The sequence below is a fragment of the Shewanella sp. JNE2 genome, assembly GCF_023159115.1.
Classification (GTDB): Bacteria; Pseudomonadota; Gammaproteobacteria; order Enterobacterales; family Shewanellaceae; genus Shewanella; species Shewanella putrefaciens.
In genome coordinates, this window is the sequence record NZ_CP096169.1 from 2,372,441 (window position 1) to 2,388,552 (window position 16,112).

Annotated in this window: 15 protein-coding genes; 10 read left to right on the forward strand and 5 right to left on the reverse strand. The window is 43.3% G+C overall.

Annotated elements, in window-relative coordinates:
• The first annotated feature begins 273 nt into the window (after positions 1–273).
• The 8 genes from MZ182_RS10625 (at position 274) to MZ182_RS10660 (ending at position 7,350) form a co-directional block, all read left to right on the forward strand.
• The gene (locus tag MZ182_RS10625) at positions 274–2,142 is read left to right on the forward strand and encodes a methyl-accepting chemotaxis protein (RefSeq protein WP_011789217.1); all 1,869 of its coding nucleotides are present in this window, start codon (positions 274–276) and stop codon (positions 2,140–2,142) included.
• 113 nt (positions 2,143–2,255) lie between these two features.
• Complete coding sequence (locus tag MZ182_RS10630; protein WP_248066920.1) at positions 2,256–2,600, forward strand: ArsC family reductase; 345 nt, start codon at positions 2,256–2,258, stop codon at positions 2,598–2,600.
• Positions 2,597–3,736, forward strand: a complete 1,140-nt coding sequence (gene dapE, locus MZ182_RS10635) for a succinyl-diaminopimelate desuccinylase (RefSeq protein WP_011919380.1) — start codon at positions 2,597–2,599, stop codon at positions 3,734–3,736. The genes MZ182_RS10630 and dapE overlap by 4 nt, the downstream gene beginning before the upstream one ends.
• Positions 3,730–4,446, forward strand: a complete 717-nt coding sequence (locus MZ182_RS10640; protein ID WP_248066917.1) for a M15 family metallopeptidase — start codon at positions 3,730–3,732, stop codon at positions 4,444–4,446. Before dapE ends, MZ182_RS10640 begins: the two co-directional genes overlap by 7 nt.
• Before the next feature lie 55 nt (positions 4,447–4,501).
• Complete coding sequence (locus MZ182_RS10645; protein WP_248066913.1) at positions 4,502–5,344, forward strand: alpha/beta fold hydrolase; 843 nt, start codon at positions 4,502–4,504, stop codon at positions 5,342–5,344.
• Between the two features lie 119 nt (positions 5,345–5,463).
• Positions 5,464–6,081 (forward strand): carbonate dehydratase, encoded by a 618-nt coding sequence (gene can / locus MZ182_RS10650; protein ID WP_011789212.1) that lies wholly within the window; start codon positions 5,464–5,466, stop codon positions 6,079–6,081.
• Positions 6,082–6,313: 232 nt separating this feature from the next.
• Complete coding sequence (gene kdsB, locus MZ182_RS10655) at positions 6,314–7,051, forward strand: 8-amino-3,8-dideoxy-manno-octulosonate cytidylyltransferase KdsB (protein ID WP_011789211.1); 738 nt, start codon at positions 6,314–6,316, stop codon at positions 7,049–7,051.
• 35 nt (positions 7,052–7,086) lie between these two features.
• Complete coding sequence (locus MZ182_RS10660) at positions 7,087–7,350, forward strand: DUF2897 family protein (protein WP_248066910.1); 264 nt, start codon at positions 7,087–7,089, stop codon at positions 7,348–7,350.
• A 113-nt stretch (positions 7,351–7,463) separates the two neighbouring features.
• On the opposite strand, the gene MZ182_RS10665 is transcribed toward MZ182_RS10660, so the two are convergent.
• Positions 7,464–7,934 (reverse strand): hypothetical protein, encoded by a 471-nt coding sequence (locus MZ182_RS10665; RefSeq protein WP_011919384.1) that lies wholly within the window; start codon positions 7,932–7,934, stop codon positions 7,464–7,466.
• Between the two features lie 200 nt (positions 7,935–8,134).
• Complete coding sequence (locus tag MZ182_RS10670; RefSeq protein WP_248066907.1) at positions 8,135–9,139, reverse strand: rhodanese-related sulfurtransferase; 1,005 nt, start codon at positions 9,137–9,139, stop codon at positions 8,135–8,137.
• 412 nt (positions 9,140–9,551) lie between these two features.
• Between MZ182_RS10670 and MZ182_RS10675 the strand changes: the two genes are divergently transcribed.
• Entirely contained in the window at positions 9,552–9,749 is a 198-nt protein-coding gene (locus MZ182_RS10675; RefSeq protein ID WP_041408380.1) for a hypothetical protein, read from the forward strand.
• Positions 9,750–9,814: 65 nt separating this feature from the next.
• On the opposite strand, the gene MZ182_RS10680 is transcribed toward MZ182_RS10675, so the two are convergent.
• Together MZ182_RS10680 and MZ182_RS10685 are read right to left on the reverse strand one after the other, a co-directional pair.
• Positions 9,815–11,572, reverse strand: coding sequence for a SulP family inorganic anion transporter (locus MZ182_RS10680; protein WP_248066904.1), 1,758 nt, complete (start codon positions 11,570–11,572; stop codon positions 9,815–9,817).
• Positions 11,573–11,767: 195 nt separating this feature from the next.
• A complete protein-coding gene (locus tag MZ182_RS10685) occupies positions 11,768–12,394 on the reverse strand; it encodes a LysE family translocator (RefSeq protein ID WP_248066902.1) in 627 nt (208 codons plus the stop codon).
• A 92-nt stretch (positions 12,395–12,486) separates the two neighbouring features.
• Between MZ182_RS10685 and MZ182_RS10690 the strand changes: the two genes are divergently transcribed.
• A complete protein-coding gene (locus tag MZ182_RS10690; protein WP_248066899.1) occupies positions 12,487–13,851 on the forward strand; it encodes a PLP-dependent aminotransferase family protein in 1,365 nt (454 codons plus the stop codon).
• 126 nt (positions 13,852–13,977) lie between these two features.
• Here MZ182_RS10690 and MZ182_RS10695 read toward each other — a convergent pair whose 3' ends face one another.
• Complete coding sequence (locus MZ182_RS10695; RefSeq protein WP_248066895.1) at positions 13,978–15,852, reverse strand: choice-of-anchor I family protein; 1,875 nt, start codon at positions 15,850–15,852, stop codon at positions 13,978–13,980.
• Between the last annotated feature and the right edge of the window lie 260 nt (positions 15,853–16,112).

Here is a 16,112-nt window from a genome sequence, read left to right on the forward strand (position 1 = left end):
CACTGCGTACCTATAGATCACACTGTCTGTCACAACATCTAGGCTAGCTCATAGGATCTAGCCTAAGATATACACCTGCAATGTGCCATTAAGTAAGTTAACCTGGACTGGCCAAAAAGGCTTCTCTGATCAACGATAATACTCATCAATTCTCATTCCCAAATAACCCACATTACCTCTCGCAAAACCCAAAAAAATCAACGTCTATGCTGGCTCTCGTGTAAAAGAATGACTATATATCTAGTAGTGCTTTTTTAATAAAGAGGAATAACAATGAAGTTCAGTCATAAGATTGTCGCCGCATCCTCTGCGTTACTTTTAGTGACAGTAACGCTACTCACAATAAAACAATACTACTCCATCCAGAAGGAAATGCAGGCACAAGTCGAAGCCAGTGTCACTGAAATCGTTGATGGTGTAAGAAACACTGTTTCATCGGAAATAGAAGCACGTAAACAACTGGCAGCTTATACCACTAGCTTGATAGAGCAAGATCTCACCCCAGCCCACATCAGTAGCGTTATTACGCGTCCCACGGTCAAAAATGCATTTTTGCTTATCGGTTTCGGATACGAAAAGGATGGCACTAATATTAATAATAATCCGAGTTGGGATCCCGGCGCTGGATGGGATCCAAGGGCGAGACCTTGGTATAAAGATGCAAAACAAGCCGATAAATTGATCATCACAGCACCCTATCCTGACTCTGCCTCCGGTGAAATTCTTGTCTCTATTGCAACCCCCGTAAAAGAGAGCGGTCAATTTATTGGGGCAATTTTTTATGATGTTAGCCTTGTTGGATTAGCAACATTAGTCAATGAGGTGAAGCTATTCAACGCTGGATATGTGTTTATTGTTGCGCAGGATGGAACGACAATCGCCCACCCAGAAGAAAAGCGAAATGGTACTCCAATGGCTGACTATCTGCCTAACATCAAAGTGATGGAACAACCTCAAAAAGTGAGTATTGATGGTAAAAACTTCACCTTAGATTTCTCTAAAGTGGCAGGAGAAAACTGGTATGTCGGCGTTATCTTAGATGAAGATATTGCCTATGCCGCCGTAACCGATTTACGCAATAGCTCTATTCTCTATACGGTTATCGCTTTGCTTATCAGTATTACTGTACTTCTCCTACTCATCACAACTTTGATGCGCCCATTGCAAACCTTGAATGATGCGATTCAAGATGTCGCTTCTGGAGAAGGTGATTTAACCCAACGTTTGAATACAAAAACCGATACTGAGTTTTCATCTTTAGCCATTAGTTTCAATACCTTCACTGCTAATCTTCAACAACTTATTATTGAATCTAAATCGATTGGTCGACTCATCCATCAGAGTTCAGAAATGACATCGGTAGAGTTACAACAATCAACTGATGCAATGAACTCGCAGCTACATGAACTCGAACAACTTGCCACCGCAATGCATGAAATGGCAACGACCTCAACAGATGTCGCACGCAATGCTCAGGGTGCAGCCTCTGCAGCCAAAGAAGCAGACGACGCCACCAGTGCAGGAACTCGCGTCGTTAGCGATACAACGAAGGCGATTAATGCCTTATCCTCCGAAATCGATATGGCAGTATCTGAAGTCAAAATCTTAGGATCTGCGACAGATAATATTGCGACTATCTTAAAAGTCATTAACGATATCGCAGATCAAACCAATTTGTTGGCCTTAAATGCGGCAATTGAAGCTGCAAGGGCGGGAGATTCAGGGCGTGGCTTTGCCGTTGTAGCCGATGAAGTCAGAACTCTCGCGCAAAAAACACAGCAATCGACAACACAAATCCGCAATATGATAGAACAACTTCAGCAAGGAGCCCGAGCCGTGGCAGAAGTGATGCACCAAAGTAAGGAAACCGCAAAAGATGCCGTTACCCGCGCCCAAGATGCTAACACTGCACTCGATAAGATCCGTGAAGCCATATTACAAATCACAGACATGAACCTACAAATTGCTTCTGCGGCTGAAGAACAAAGTCTCGTTGCCGAAGAAATAAACAGTAATACAATTAGGATCAAAGATTTATCTGTCCAAGTTTCAGACACGGCCATTCGTGCTAACTCGGCGATGCATACACAAACGCAACATATCAAAGAACAAGACGCAATCCTGAATAAATTTATCGTCTAAGTCATCCCCTTTAAGAAAGGGGATATCCTACTTGTGACATCCAGCGCACAATGCCACAATGCGTGCAAAATCAAAGTTTGCACGCATTGCGTGCCCTACACTGGAGCAAGATTTTGACTCTCTTTGGTATTAAAAATTGTGACACTGTGCGAAAAGCACGTAAATGGATTGAAAATCATCAGCTTACTTTTTGCTTTCATGATTTTAGAGAAGATGGCTTAACCCAAGAAGATCTGACGTTCTGGTGCGATACCGCTGGATGGGAAACGGTATTTAACAAACGCAGTACTAGCTTTCGTGCGCTAAATGAAACCGATAAAGCCGATATCGATAGAGACAAAGCCATTCAATTAATGTTAATCCACCCTACGCTTATCAAACGTCCCATATTAGTTATTGGCGAGCAAGTACTGGTTGGCTTTAATGAAGCAAACTATAAGAAGGCCTTTTCCCTATGACAGCCGAACATTTTCCGGTCACCGAACTTGCTAAAGACCTGATTTCACGCCCTTCAGTCACTCCACTCGATGAAGGCTGTCAAACATTAATGGCAGAAAGACTGAGCGCTATCGGTTTTAATATCGAACCCATGATATTTGAAGACACCACCAATATGTGGGCACGCCGTGGCAACCAAGGCCCAGTTTTTTGTTTTGCAGGTCACACCGATGTGGTACCCACTGGGGATATAAGCCGCTGGCATACACCACCATTTGAACCCACCATTATCGATGGTTATCTGTATGGCCGTGGCGCCGCGGATATGAAAGGTTCCCTCGCAGCCATGATCGTGGCGACCGAACGTTTTGTGACAAAACATCCTGATCACCAAGGCTCTATCGCCTTTTTAATTACCAGTGACGAAGAAGGCCCATTTATTAATGGCACCACTCGGGTGATTGATACCCTAGAAGCGCGCAATGAAAAAATCACTTGGGCACTGGTGGGCGAACCTTCCTCAACCCTCAAGTTAGGCGATGTCGTCAAAAATGGTCGTCGTGGCAGTCTCACCGGCAATTTAACCATCAAAGGGATTCAAGGCCATGTGGCTTACCCTCATCTTGCTGATAATCCTATCCATAAAGCGGCCCCTTTCTTAGCGGAGCTAAGCCAAATGCATTGGGATAACGGCAACGAATTCTTCCCCCCCACCAGCATGCAAATCGCCAATATTCACGGTGGTACAGGCGCATCGAACGTGATCCCCGGCGCCTTAGAGGTAATGTTTAACTTCCGTTACTCGACAGAAGTGACTGCCGAGATCCTTATCGAGCGGGTAGAAGCCTTATTAAAAGCCCATGAACTTGATTATGATATAAGCTGGATATTCAATGGATTACCATTTTTGACTGGCGAGGGTCCCCTACTCGATGCCACGCGGTACGCTATTCACCAAGTGACGGGTTATGACACCTCACCACAAACCACTGGTGGCACGTCCGATGGTCGTTTTATTGCACCTACGGGCGCTAAAGTTTTAGAGTTAGGTCCAGTAAATGCGACCATTCATAAAGTGAATGAATGTGTAAAAGTGGATGATCTTGAACAACTCGCGCTGTGTTATGAAGTGATTTTGGAACAGCTACTGTGTTAAACACATCGACAATATCTCCTGCAACTGCGCGGCTTTATGGCTTAGAGCCTAATGCGCTCGTTGAAATAACCAGCCCATACCATAAGCAAGAAACACGGTTTAAGTTGGAAGCCAAGACCGCCCTTGCCTTCAAAGCCATGGCTGCCAAAGCGGCACTCGAGGGCATTCACTTAGCTATCTGCTCTGCCTATCGTCCCTTTGATCGCCAATTGGCCATATGGAATGCCAAAGCCAGTGGTAAACGAGTTGTTTTAGATGCTTGTGAGCAACCCATTGATATTGAAGGATTGAGTGATAATCAATTGATCGACTTGATTTTACTCTGGTCAGCACTCCCCGGTGCATCGCGTCATCATTGGGGCACAGATATTGATGTATTCGATGCCAATCAAATTGATGTTAAAGCACTTAGGCTTATTGAGGCTGAGTATATTGAGGGAGGCCCCTGCGCCAAACTGCATAGTTGGCTAAAAGAGAATGCCCGTGATTTTGGTTTTTATTTTCCCTTTCAGCGCGGACAAAGTGCGGTCAGTGCCGAACCTTGGCACATCAGTTATTTCCCCGTTTCGCAGCTATTATTACCCCAATTTGATACCCATGAACTGGCAATATTGTTAAAAAACAGTGATATGTTATTAAAAGATGCCGTACTCACCCGCTTAAACACCTTAGTGGATGAATATGTACGACGTATCGCAAAACCCGAATAACGGTGTCAGCTTTATCCTATTGCTGGTGTATTAATTGATATTAAGTAGGTTTTTTATGGATTTATCTTTATACCGTCAAACTAAGATGATTTCAGGTCGTCAACTGAGTTATCTCGATATCGGTACTGGGCCAGTCTTGCTCCTAGGACACAGTTATCTCTGGGATAGCGCTATGTGGGCGCCGCAAATTATGGCATTAAGTTCCCATTACCGCTGCATAGCACCAGACCTGTGGGGACATGGACAATCTGACACACTGCCAGACAACTGCAACAACTTACTTGATATTGCCGATCATATGCTTATGCTGATGGACACCCTTGCCATTGATAATTTTAGTGTTATAGGGCTTTCAGTTGGCGCAATGTGGGGCGCAGAGCTTGTCCTGAAAGCGCCAACTCGAGTTAATAGCTTAGTCATGCTCGACAGTTTTATTGGGTTTGAACCAGAAATTACCCGTGCAAAATACGATAATATGTTGGATTTAATCGAAAATGCCGGTGTCATTCCCCCTGCCCTTATCAGCGTCATTTCCCCCCTCTTTTTTGCAAACAATGCCATAAACAATCATCCAGAGCTGGTGGCGGGTTTTGAACAATATTTAGCCTCAATACCCCCAGAAAATATTCCGGCAATAGTACAGCTTGGGCGTATGATTTTTGGCCGCCGAGATACTATGGATTTTGCGGAACAATTTACACTGCCTTGTTTGATCATGGTCGGTGTTGAAGATAAAGCCCGCAGTGTATTAGAAAGCTACTTAATGCACGATGCCATTGATGGCAGTGAACTGGTACATATCCCTCATGCTGGCCATATCTCAACTCTAGAGCAAGCCGATTTTATTAACCAACGGCTTAACCAATTTCTCAAACGTCTTACCAAAGATGCCTCATAACAACGCATTGGATAGACCAGCCGTCATAAAATTACTGGTATACTCTTGCAGAAAATTCGCTTATGCGTGATTTAGAGCATTAAAGATAAGTTAATGCGTTAATAAAACAATAGGTTAAAATGAAACTACTCAAACCTTTATTTGATAATAACCGCCGTTGGGCAGGACGCATACGCCAAGAAAATCCCGATTTCTTTGAACAATTGGCAAAACAGCAAAATCCTGAATACCTGTGGATTGGCTGCTCAGATAGCCGTGTACCTTCTAATCAAATCATCGATTTAATGCCCGGCGAAGTGTTTGTGCACCGTAATATTGCCAACATGGTCATCCACACGGATCTCAACTGTTTATCTGTGCTGCAATACGCCGTCGATGTACTGAAGGTAAAGCATATTATGGTAGTAGGCCACTATGGTTGCGGTGGTGTACGCGCAGCGATGAGTCAACAGCGACTCGGCCTTATCGATAACTGGCTCGGGCATCTACGGGATATTTACCGTATCTACCAAGAAGAATTACTGCAAATGGATGAAGCCAAACGCTTCGATCGTCTGTGCGAACTCAACGTGATTGAGCAAGTCGCCAATGTTACCAGTTCAACCATAGTGCAAGAGGCATGGGACCGTGGACAAGAAGTCGCCGTTCACGGTTGGATTTATGGCATAGATAATGGCTTACTCACAGATTTAGATGTCACTGTCGATCGAACTCAAGGTTTAGCCAATCCTCGCTAAGCAAATAAAAGTGGTCGATATTAACGTACTGCTTGCCTTATTTAGGATTAAAGTTCCAAGTAAGGCAAGCAGTTACAATATAGCCAGAAGCGATAGCTTAAAGAGAAAAGTCTTCGGCAGTATGTTGACCGCCCTATTCCACCGCATTTAAACTCTAGCCCATACTTAAGGTCTCTGCCGCGAGCCCTTTTATCTGTCTACAGCACATAACCTTGATAAGTAGGATATTTTGATGAACGTGATTCTGTTAATCCCAGCGCGTTACGGCTCTAGCCGCTTCCCAGGCAAGCCATTGGCACCGATTAACGGTAAGCCAATGATCCAGCACGTGTATGAACGTGCATCGTTAGCAAAAGGTCTCACGAATATTTATGTTGCTACCGATGACGAACGTATCAAAGCGACCGTTGAAGGATTTGGTGGCAAAGTGGTGATGACCAGCCCAGATGCCGCATCGGGAACTGATCGTATCAATGAAGCGATCAAACTGCTGGGATTGAAAGATGATGATTTAGTGATCAACGTACAGGGCGATCAACCCCTGATTGATCCCACGGCTATCGAGCAACTGATCAACCTATTCGAACGTCAACCGGGTGAGTTTGAAATGGCAACCCTAGGCTATGAAATCGTCAACAAAGCCGACATTGATGACCCAATGCAAGTAAAGATGGTCTTTGATAACAACTACTATGCCTTGTATTTCTCCCGCTCGCGTATTCCCTTTGGCCGCGATACCCAAGATTATCCTGTTTTTAAGCATTTAGGGATTTACGCCTATACAAGCAAATTTGTACAAACCTTCGCCGCGCTGCCATTAGGCCGCCTTGAAGATCTAGAGAAACTCGAGCAATTACGCGCTTTAGAACATGGTCATAAAATCAAAATTGCCATCAGTGCCTCTAATTCTCTTGAAGTCGATAGACCAGAAGATATCCACAAATGTGAGCAGCGTTTAGCGGCAGGTTAATTCCGAAAACAGATATGCCAAACGAGGAGCTGTATATGTCGACCTTAGAAGTCTGGATCATTATTATTTTGGTCATAGGTGTTATCGCCAGCAATCTGGCAGCACTAAAATACAGTGCTAAGTTTAAGCTACCGCAATTTGGTCAGCATAATAAAGATAAGCAGCTAAAGACAGGTACAAGCGCTTCTGCTGCGGATCCTAACAAAGCGCCTACCGAAGCAGATAATGAAAAACCATTACAGCAAACATCGCTGAAAGAGACTGTCTCAGAACCCAGTAAAACAGACAACAAAGAGTAACCTAGGCTCAAGTTAGGTTACTTTATGGGAATTCAAAGGCGCTAAATGCGCCTTTTTGTTAAATAAACGGCCAAAGACCAACCCAATAAACCTATTTCGACAAAACAACGAACTTAAATGCTCTTTCTTGCCGAAGTCCGGCTCAATGGCCGCTCCTCGAGATGCGCCACTAAAAAGACTAAAAAATTAAACAGAAATTTTATTCTAAGATTATGATTTTTATCGGGCTGTGCCGCGACTAACTTCTTTAAGGATTTAATTCTAGAATAGGCATTTTCAACTAAATAGTCGTTTTCTTTCCCGATATACGTGGCAAAACCAGTAAATTCACCAATAAATTGCTGCGTCACTTTACGGCGATTTAGCCCCGTCAGTGCAGTACCCTCTTTGAGTTTGGCTTCGAAGACACTGTACTCCAAACCATTGGCAATCGCGTTTTGCGACAAACCACTACTCAAGGCATCGGCAAGAAAACCTAAATTCGCTTTTAGCTCGAAGGCTATCGCTTGTTTATTGGCACTCGATTGTTGCCAACGGCTGCGTTCTTTATCGAAAATATCGTATAGCTCTTTCCAAATAGTCATGCGCTTTGCCTACCTTGCACGAAATGGATCCCTGTTGTTTAAATCACTAGCCGCTGAAAGTTATCATAAATTTAAGCGTTTCTGCACAAATCTATTTCAAAAAATAATTTACGCTAAAAATACAAATCTGAAGTAAAAAAATAGCCCGAACAAGTCGGGCCATCTCTCAATTGGTTTTCACCTTAATAGTCGTACACTCATTAAACTGTGCCAGTTTGCTTTAGTTTATTTTTTTGTGCGGCGAGTTTACGTAGCGCTTCTTTCTTCTCTCGACGCGCTTCAATCACTTGATTTACGTCGCTACCGATATGCGCTTCGTTTCTTGCCTTGGCGAGATTAACTTGACGTTCGCGCTCGACAAAACGCTTGCGCTGCTCATCAGAAATTTTATCGATACAATGAGGACAACTGACACCCTGCACATAGGCAGGACTGCGTTTTTCGGCTTCAGTGATCGGCATACGGCAAGCATTGCATTGATCGTACTGGCCTTTCTTCAACTCATGGTTAACGGCAACACGATTATCAAACACAAAGCACTCGCCTTCCCATAGGCTTTCTTCTTGTTTGACTTCCTCCAAGTATTTAAGAATACCGCCTTCAAGATGATACACCTCCTCAAAACCTTGCTCCTTCAAATAGGCCGTTGACTTTTCGCAACGAATGCCACCTGTACAAAACATCGCCACCTTTTTATGTTTGACAGGATCAAGGTTCTGCTTTACGTATTCTGGGAATTCTCTAAAGGTTTCAGTGACAGGGTTAATGGCATTTTTGAAGGTTCCGATCTGTACCTCATAATCATTACGAGTATCGACTAAAATCACATCAGGATCAGAAATCAGCGCATTCCAATCCTTAGGTTTAACGTAAGTGCCAACCACTTTTAGTGGATCAATCCCTTCCACACCCATAGTCACAATTTCGTTTTTCAGTTTAACTTTAGTGCGGTAAAACGGCATTTCATCGTCGAATGATAACTTGTAAACAATATTGTCTAGACCATTTTGATTATTGAGCCACGCTAATAAGGCTTCGATAGCCTCTTGGTTGCCAGCAACCGTGCCATTGATCCCTTCACTTGCGAGTAGCAGCGTACCTTTGATCTCAGCCTGTTCCATCATGGCGAGCAAAGGTGCTCGGATAGATTCAAAATGCGGCAACGACACAAACTTATATAACGCACACACAACAACTTTAGTCATAACACCCTCTTTGCTGGCTGGAACTTAATTTCCAGTGCATGAACTTAAAATAAACGATGAATTTGCGACAGATCGCAAAATAGCGCGAAATTTTACCTGAGTCACAATCAAATAAACACAGACAAAAACAAAGGTCATTAAATAGGGCGGCGTTAGGCTGGGAAAATGATTTATACGTCAATATAAAAAATGTGATCTAGAATGCTAGCTAAAAGCAAACAATCTTGTTAGGAATTAATGTAACTCAATAACTTTTAAGAAATTTTTTATTTTACCTTGTAGCAATCGGTAAAATATTCAAGTAAGGTAAAGCACACTTAAGCAACGATACCTATTCAAGTCATTAACACGTGGTAAGACATCTTAATCCCTTTTACAGGTACGAGTTACAAGGATAAGTCAGTTGGAAGATATGGATATTAATATTATGGTAATGCTAGTGGGTCTGCTCGTATTACATTTTTTATTTGCGTTTAAAGCCTTTAAAAGTCAGGTTCATATCAGTACTAATAAAAAATGTTTTTGGTGTTTATTAAGCCTGCTATTTGGCCCTTTAGGCTACTATAGCTACCATGGTTTTATCCCCTTAGATGCCATTCTCAAAGAGTAAATAAAAAATAGCGCAGTACATGACTACGCTATTCATCTTTGCTGCACCACAGGGTAATGCTCAGCTTACAAGTGACTATGTAATAACACTGAGTCATCAGGAAGCTTTTGTATAACAGGTGCTTGCCCTTCAGCCAATGCCTGTTTATAACTTTGATTCATCTTAAGCGCTAAGTATAAATCTGGTCGAACTAAAATCCCGCCTTCACCTGTTTGCATGCCCGTCAGTTCAAACCACCCAAGCATCTGACGTTTACGCCCGGCCAATACTAAGCGCACACCTCGTTTTTTCAGTAACTGATGTAAATCCGCCAGCATGGCCATGACACTCAGATCAAGGTGTGTAAAACAAGGCACTGCATCAATAATGATGCAATCTACGGGCTCGGGTTCACGAACAAACTTCTCGAGTAAACGGCGCTTAAAATAAGTCGCGTTAAAGTAAGTCAGTGGTGAGTTAAAACGGTAAATAAATACGCCAGGCACTGGTTTCGCTTTTCCCGAGTCATCAATACTCCGAATGATCCCTTTTTCATCTAATCCAAGCACTTGATCTGTCGGACGCATCACGGTTGCTAAAAACTGGAATAGTCCCAGTAATACCGCCAAAGTAATCCCAGGAATAACACCAATAAATAAGACTGAAAATAGCGTAATACAAGCGAGTAAAAAAGCTGAGCGATCTCTGACCCGTAAATCCCACAATGCTTTTAAATCGATAAGTGAAATTGAGGCAATGACTAAAACAACCCCAAGGGCGGAACTTGGAATATATTTCAGCGGTGCGGTAAAAAACAATGCTACTAAGGCGATTAATACCGCAGCAATAATCGAGACAAGCTGACTCTTTCCGCCATTGGCATCATTGACTGCAGTGCGAGAATCTGCGCCGCTCACGGCAAAACCTTGGGATAATGCTGACGCAATATTGGCAATGCCAAGTGCTCTAAATTCTTTATCTGCATCAATATCATAACCATTTTTTGCAGCAAAACTTCGCGCTGTGAGCATCATACTGACAAAGCTCACCATAGCTAAGTTAAGTGCTGGTACTACCAATTCACGGGCAATGCCAAGATTAAACACTGGGGCATAAAACGAGGGTAATCCTGCGGCCACCTCTCCCACTACATTGATATCAAAGGCGGTCAGATTAAATACCCAAACTAAAAATGCGGCCATAGCCATTGCGCACATTGAGGCAGGCCAAAGGGGGCGAAAACGCTTGATCAGCGCATAGGTCGCCAATGTCACAATCCCCATCAGTAGGGTCGGCCAATGGGTCTTAGATAAGTAGGAGGGCGCCCCAGTAAGCCGCTCAATCAAGTAACGCTCATCGAAGGTAAATCCAAATATTTTGGAGAACTGCCCCACAATAATAGTAATGGCTACCCCGTTAAGGAGTCCCATCAAGATGGGTTTAGAAAGGAAGTCCGCTAATACACCGAGTCTAAACCGACTCGCGATAAGACACCAAAAGCCGGTCATCGCGGTCATCGTCATGACTAGCTGCCAATGCTTCATGCTATCACCAGCAGCAAGTGGGGTGACAACCGCGGCAATCACCGCACAGGTAGCTGCATCAGGACCGACAATTAATTGCCTTGACGTGCCAAACAATGCATACACTAGCATAGGTAAAACACAGGAATATAAACCGACAGCGGCATTTACCCCTGTAAGTTGGGCATAGGCAATCGCCACTGGCAACGCCACTGCTGCAACGGATAATCCAGCGCGTACATCATCCCTAAGCCACTGCTTCTCATATTGCAATAACTGCGCTAACCCGGGCATAAAGGATACTAAACTGGGAAACTTCACGTGGTTAACCTCCATATACACCCCCAAGATACGCACATCCTTGGAGGCAAGAATATCAAGACATGCCTAAATTGTTAGCGAAAGGCCTATGTCACAAAAAATTCATCAATATTAGGTTGGTTATGACATAAAGCCAATCGTTACGCGAGTTTGTTTTCCAGAATATTTATGGATTTAAGGGTTATGAAATTTAAGCTAACGTAAAATCATCGGTAAAGACACCAGAAGTAAACTACCCATAAACCAATTGAAGTGTCGCTTACGTTTAGCGGTATTGAGTTTTTTACTGATCGCAGCGCCCATCAATACCCAAGTAAATGATGCTGGAAATCCCACTAAGTTAAACACTAATACGCCGAGAAAAGCACTTAACCAAAAGCCCTCCCCACTTAATGTAAAAGCACTACAAAGGGTAATTGTCGACATCCAAGATTTAGGGTTAATCCATTGAAACAATGCAGCTTCTATTAGCGTCATTGGTTTTCGCCCATCATCTAGATAAGTTTCTTGCACTGGTAAAGTCACTAATCTGTAAGCTAAATACAACAAGTAAGCTAAAGCGAAGTATTTCAGCACTTGATGCAATAGGGGGACTGTTGCAAACAAAGCACCAAGACCAAGCAATACCGATAGATGCAAAGAGGTCGAGCCTAAGCGGATCCCCGCAATATGTGGCACAGTCCGTAATACGCCAAAATGCGCACCTGAGCTAGCCAATAGAATATTATTCGGGCCGGGTGTCATTGTCATCGTGGCACAAAATAGCGCTGCCGAAGTCATTAAACTCCATAATTGTGTGTCGTAAAAAAATGCAACATTCATAATTACCCATAATTGTATGCATACATTGTTTGACATAAAAATATTCAACAAATAATATACGGTGAATATTAGAGATCAATGGATTTATTGTTATGGGTACAATTTGGATGCCAGACCTAAGTGCTTTTTCAGGTCCAAAATACCAACGCTTAGTCAGTGCAATTGAACAAGATATTTTAAATGAGCAACTGCCCCATGGCCGTAAACTCCCACCACAGAGGCGTTTAGCCGATGCACTAGGTGTCACGATAGGGACAGTTACGCGTGCCTATGCCCTTGCTGAGCAGCGGGGATATGTTGAAGCCCGCATTGGCGATGGCACCTATGTCAGCGGTTTCCCATCTCCAGTAGCAGAATTAACGAATGTGCCACTCAATATGGCAACCTGCCAACAACCTCTCACCGATCAAATGAGTACATTAAGCGACTGCCTTAGCCAACTCGCGAAAGATCCCAGAAAATTGAGTCAATTGATGGGTTATAGAGCAAGCCCGTTAGATCAACACCAACAAGTGTTCCATCAATGGTTATCCCAACGAGGCATAGAACAAAAGCCTGAACAATTGATCTTTAGTCACGGGGGGCAACAGGCCATTTTTGCCTGCCTGAGTGCATTTTTATCTAAGGGTGATGTGCTATTGCACGAACAATACAGTTATCCCGGTGTACGCATTTGCGCTAAACAATTGGGCATTAGCAGTGTTGGAGTCCCCCTGACTGATGAAGGGGTTGATCTCGCTCTATTTGAAGCATTAGTGCAGTTGCATAATCCTAAACTGGTTTATTTGACCTTGAATAACCAAAATCCAACCTGCATTCAATACAGTAATGAGCAAAGGTTAAAATTACTTGAACTTTCTGAATTATATGAATTTTATATTATTGAGGATGATGTCAATTATTGTTTGCCAGAGGAATGGCATATACCGCTATGGCAATTAGCACAGCAAAAAGCCGTTCCTCGAGTGATCTATATTTCCAGCCTTTCGAAACTTTTTTCTGGCGGTTTAAGGCAAGGTTTTATCTTAGTACCGGAAGCACTCATCGCCCCAGTTCGCTTGGCTATTCACAGCCAATGCTGGATGGTATCACCGCTCAATGTGGAAATAGCCTGCCAAATCATCAAAAAAGGAAACATCACAGCAGCCCGGGATGCCATAGTACGCCAACGCCAAAGCCAATGTATTGCTATGGGTGAACGCTTAGGTTTAAAACAGCGCTGGCGCGGCTTAAATGGCTGGTTGCAATTACCCGAGGATATTAAAGCACATCACTTAGTCACGGCTTTAGCAGCCAAAGGCGTACTCATTCGTAACGGTGATGATTTTAATTGCCACGATAATTTTATCCGCTTAAGTCTTGGTGGCGCGGACAATGATGCGCAATTCAATCTCGCCGTTGAATGCATAGAAGCGACCATACATTCCTTGGTGCAAAATGCCTACTCTGTGGTTTGATTCAAAACAGCCATGAATTTTGTTCACGCAAAATGCAAGATAAACTGAAAATCGCGCTAATCTACTAAAAATAACGCCAGCAGCATTACTGCTGTTGGCGTTAATCTGGATGGGTATACTAAACCGTTATTTTACATTCAACTGATAAACACTGGTGCTGCCGCTAACCTCGTTGCCAATAATCAGCAAAGGTTTGCTGTTAGGACTCTTATCAGCACTCACAAACTTCATCCCTTCTGGGCCTAAATCCCCCGCCAGAGTCGCATCACCTTTAACCACTCCAGTTTCAGTATTAATCGTAAAGTCAGCGTCAAAATCACGATTGACGACATAATCAATAAAATGCACATCGAAAGGATTCGTCACGTCATAAATCATAAAACCCGAAGTTCGCTCCAAACCAATAAAGGCATAAAGACGCTGGCCAATTTGACCTAAGGCCAAGGCTTCTGGCTCCGGGCCTTTATCATCACTGCGGCTATCACCTTTATTTTCTTCGTTGTTATTATTGAATTTATTACCTAATAGTGCTGCGGTAATACGTTCAAAATCACTGCCACTGTCAAACACTTGTTGACCATCGGCAGTCCAAATCGAGAATGAACGAGCACCAAAACTAACAATCCTATCGTAATCGCCATCTTTATCATCATCCCCCATGCTTGTCGTTACCTTAAGACGTGCTAATTGGGTTTTATCCTTAGCGGCTGCAAATTGGGGATGATTGCCATCGAGTATTAAATCCCCTGCTCGGGCTTCTTCCGAAAAAGCACTGTAGTCACGGGAGTCACCTTCATTAGCTGTGACAATAAAGTCTGTGTTATTCCAGCGGTACGTCGCAAGAGTGTCGGGTTGATACATGCCGTAAACGCCGGTGTAGCTTTGCAAGTTCACTCGGTCATCTTTATCACTCGCATCAATTTTATTCACTTCAAGCCCATAATCCTTCAGACCTAAGGGTAAAATTTTTGCAACTTTGGCATTGACGATATCAATGACAGCAATGGCATTGTTCTCTTGTAAGCTGACAAATGCACGACGGTTATCTTGGCTTACCGCGATATATTCAGGTTCTAAATCCTGTGCCACACTGGCCATTGGGCCATTAATTTTGATGTCCGCAGTGATCTCACTATGACGTGTACCACCTTGATTAAAATCACTAAAGCCTATGATGGTAGCCGTTGCTGCAGGTTTACCCTCTGTAATAGCAATAAGCGCAATGCTGCCTTCAGGATCTAAGGTATAGGATGAATTGGGTTCGCCTTCATTGGCGACTACTACCATTTTGCCATCATGGGTAAATACCACATTATCCGGCAAGGCACCAACTTCAACGGCACTGATAAACTGTGGAGTATCTGCACCGTTAAGCTGATAAAAGGCTACAAAACCATTAGTTTGTGTTTTATTACCCGCAGCATCCCCACGTTCAATTGCCGCAGCAAGCAAGTTACCCGAAATGCTAACGCTATTGACGCTCCCCATAAAGGTTTGCCCCACATCTTTAGCAACATCGAGTTCTGCTAGTTTATCGAGATTATTCAATGCCAAGGGTTCAGTGGCTGCTGATGAGGTTGCTAATAAACTACCATCAATAATATCGACTTTACCGCTGATCGCATTAACGACAAAAATACGATTTGAAGCACTATGGTATTCAACAATCTCGGCGGCACTTAATCCATAAATGCCCGTCTGATGCCGACCAATCAACTCTGCAGTTAATCCTACTACTTGAGGCTGACACACAAACTGTATTTGTGTGGGGTCTACTTCACTTTCATCTAATACCCCATTGCGATTAACATCTAATCCGGTCTCTATACGCTGACCTCCCGCGGGGCAATTAGCATCCCCAACATTCAATGCAGTCACGTTAACAAGTGAACTCAGTCCATTGTCGCCTTTATCACCCGTAGCACCGTCATCACCACTGCAAGCACAAAGCAATAAGCTACCCATAACAGCCGCTGTAAGAGGGAATGTTCTTATTTTCATCGTTATATTATTTCCTGTCAGAATGGGGTAAAGAGAAACTAAAGCCCATTAAACTAAAGAAGGAAAAAGTCGCAGGAATGACAATATGGTGACACTTAGGTGACAAGATAAAACCTAGATACAACAGTTGGTTAAAAATTGAAAAAGTATATTCACCGTTCAAGGCATATCATTTATTCAGTTCTCCTTTCGTTACACTTTAATACGAAAAAGAAGAGAAAGAAGCGACGCCAATGATTGGTTTATTTGCCTGACCGCTT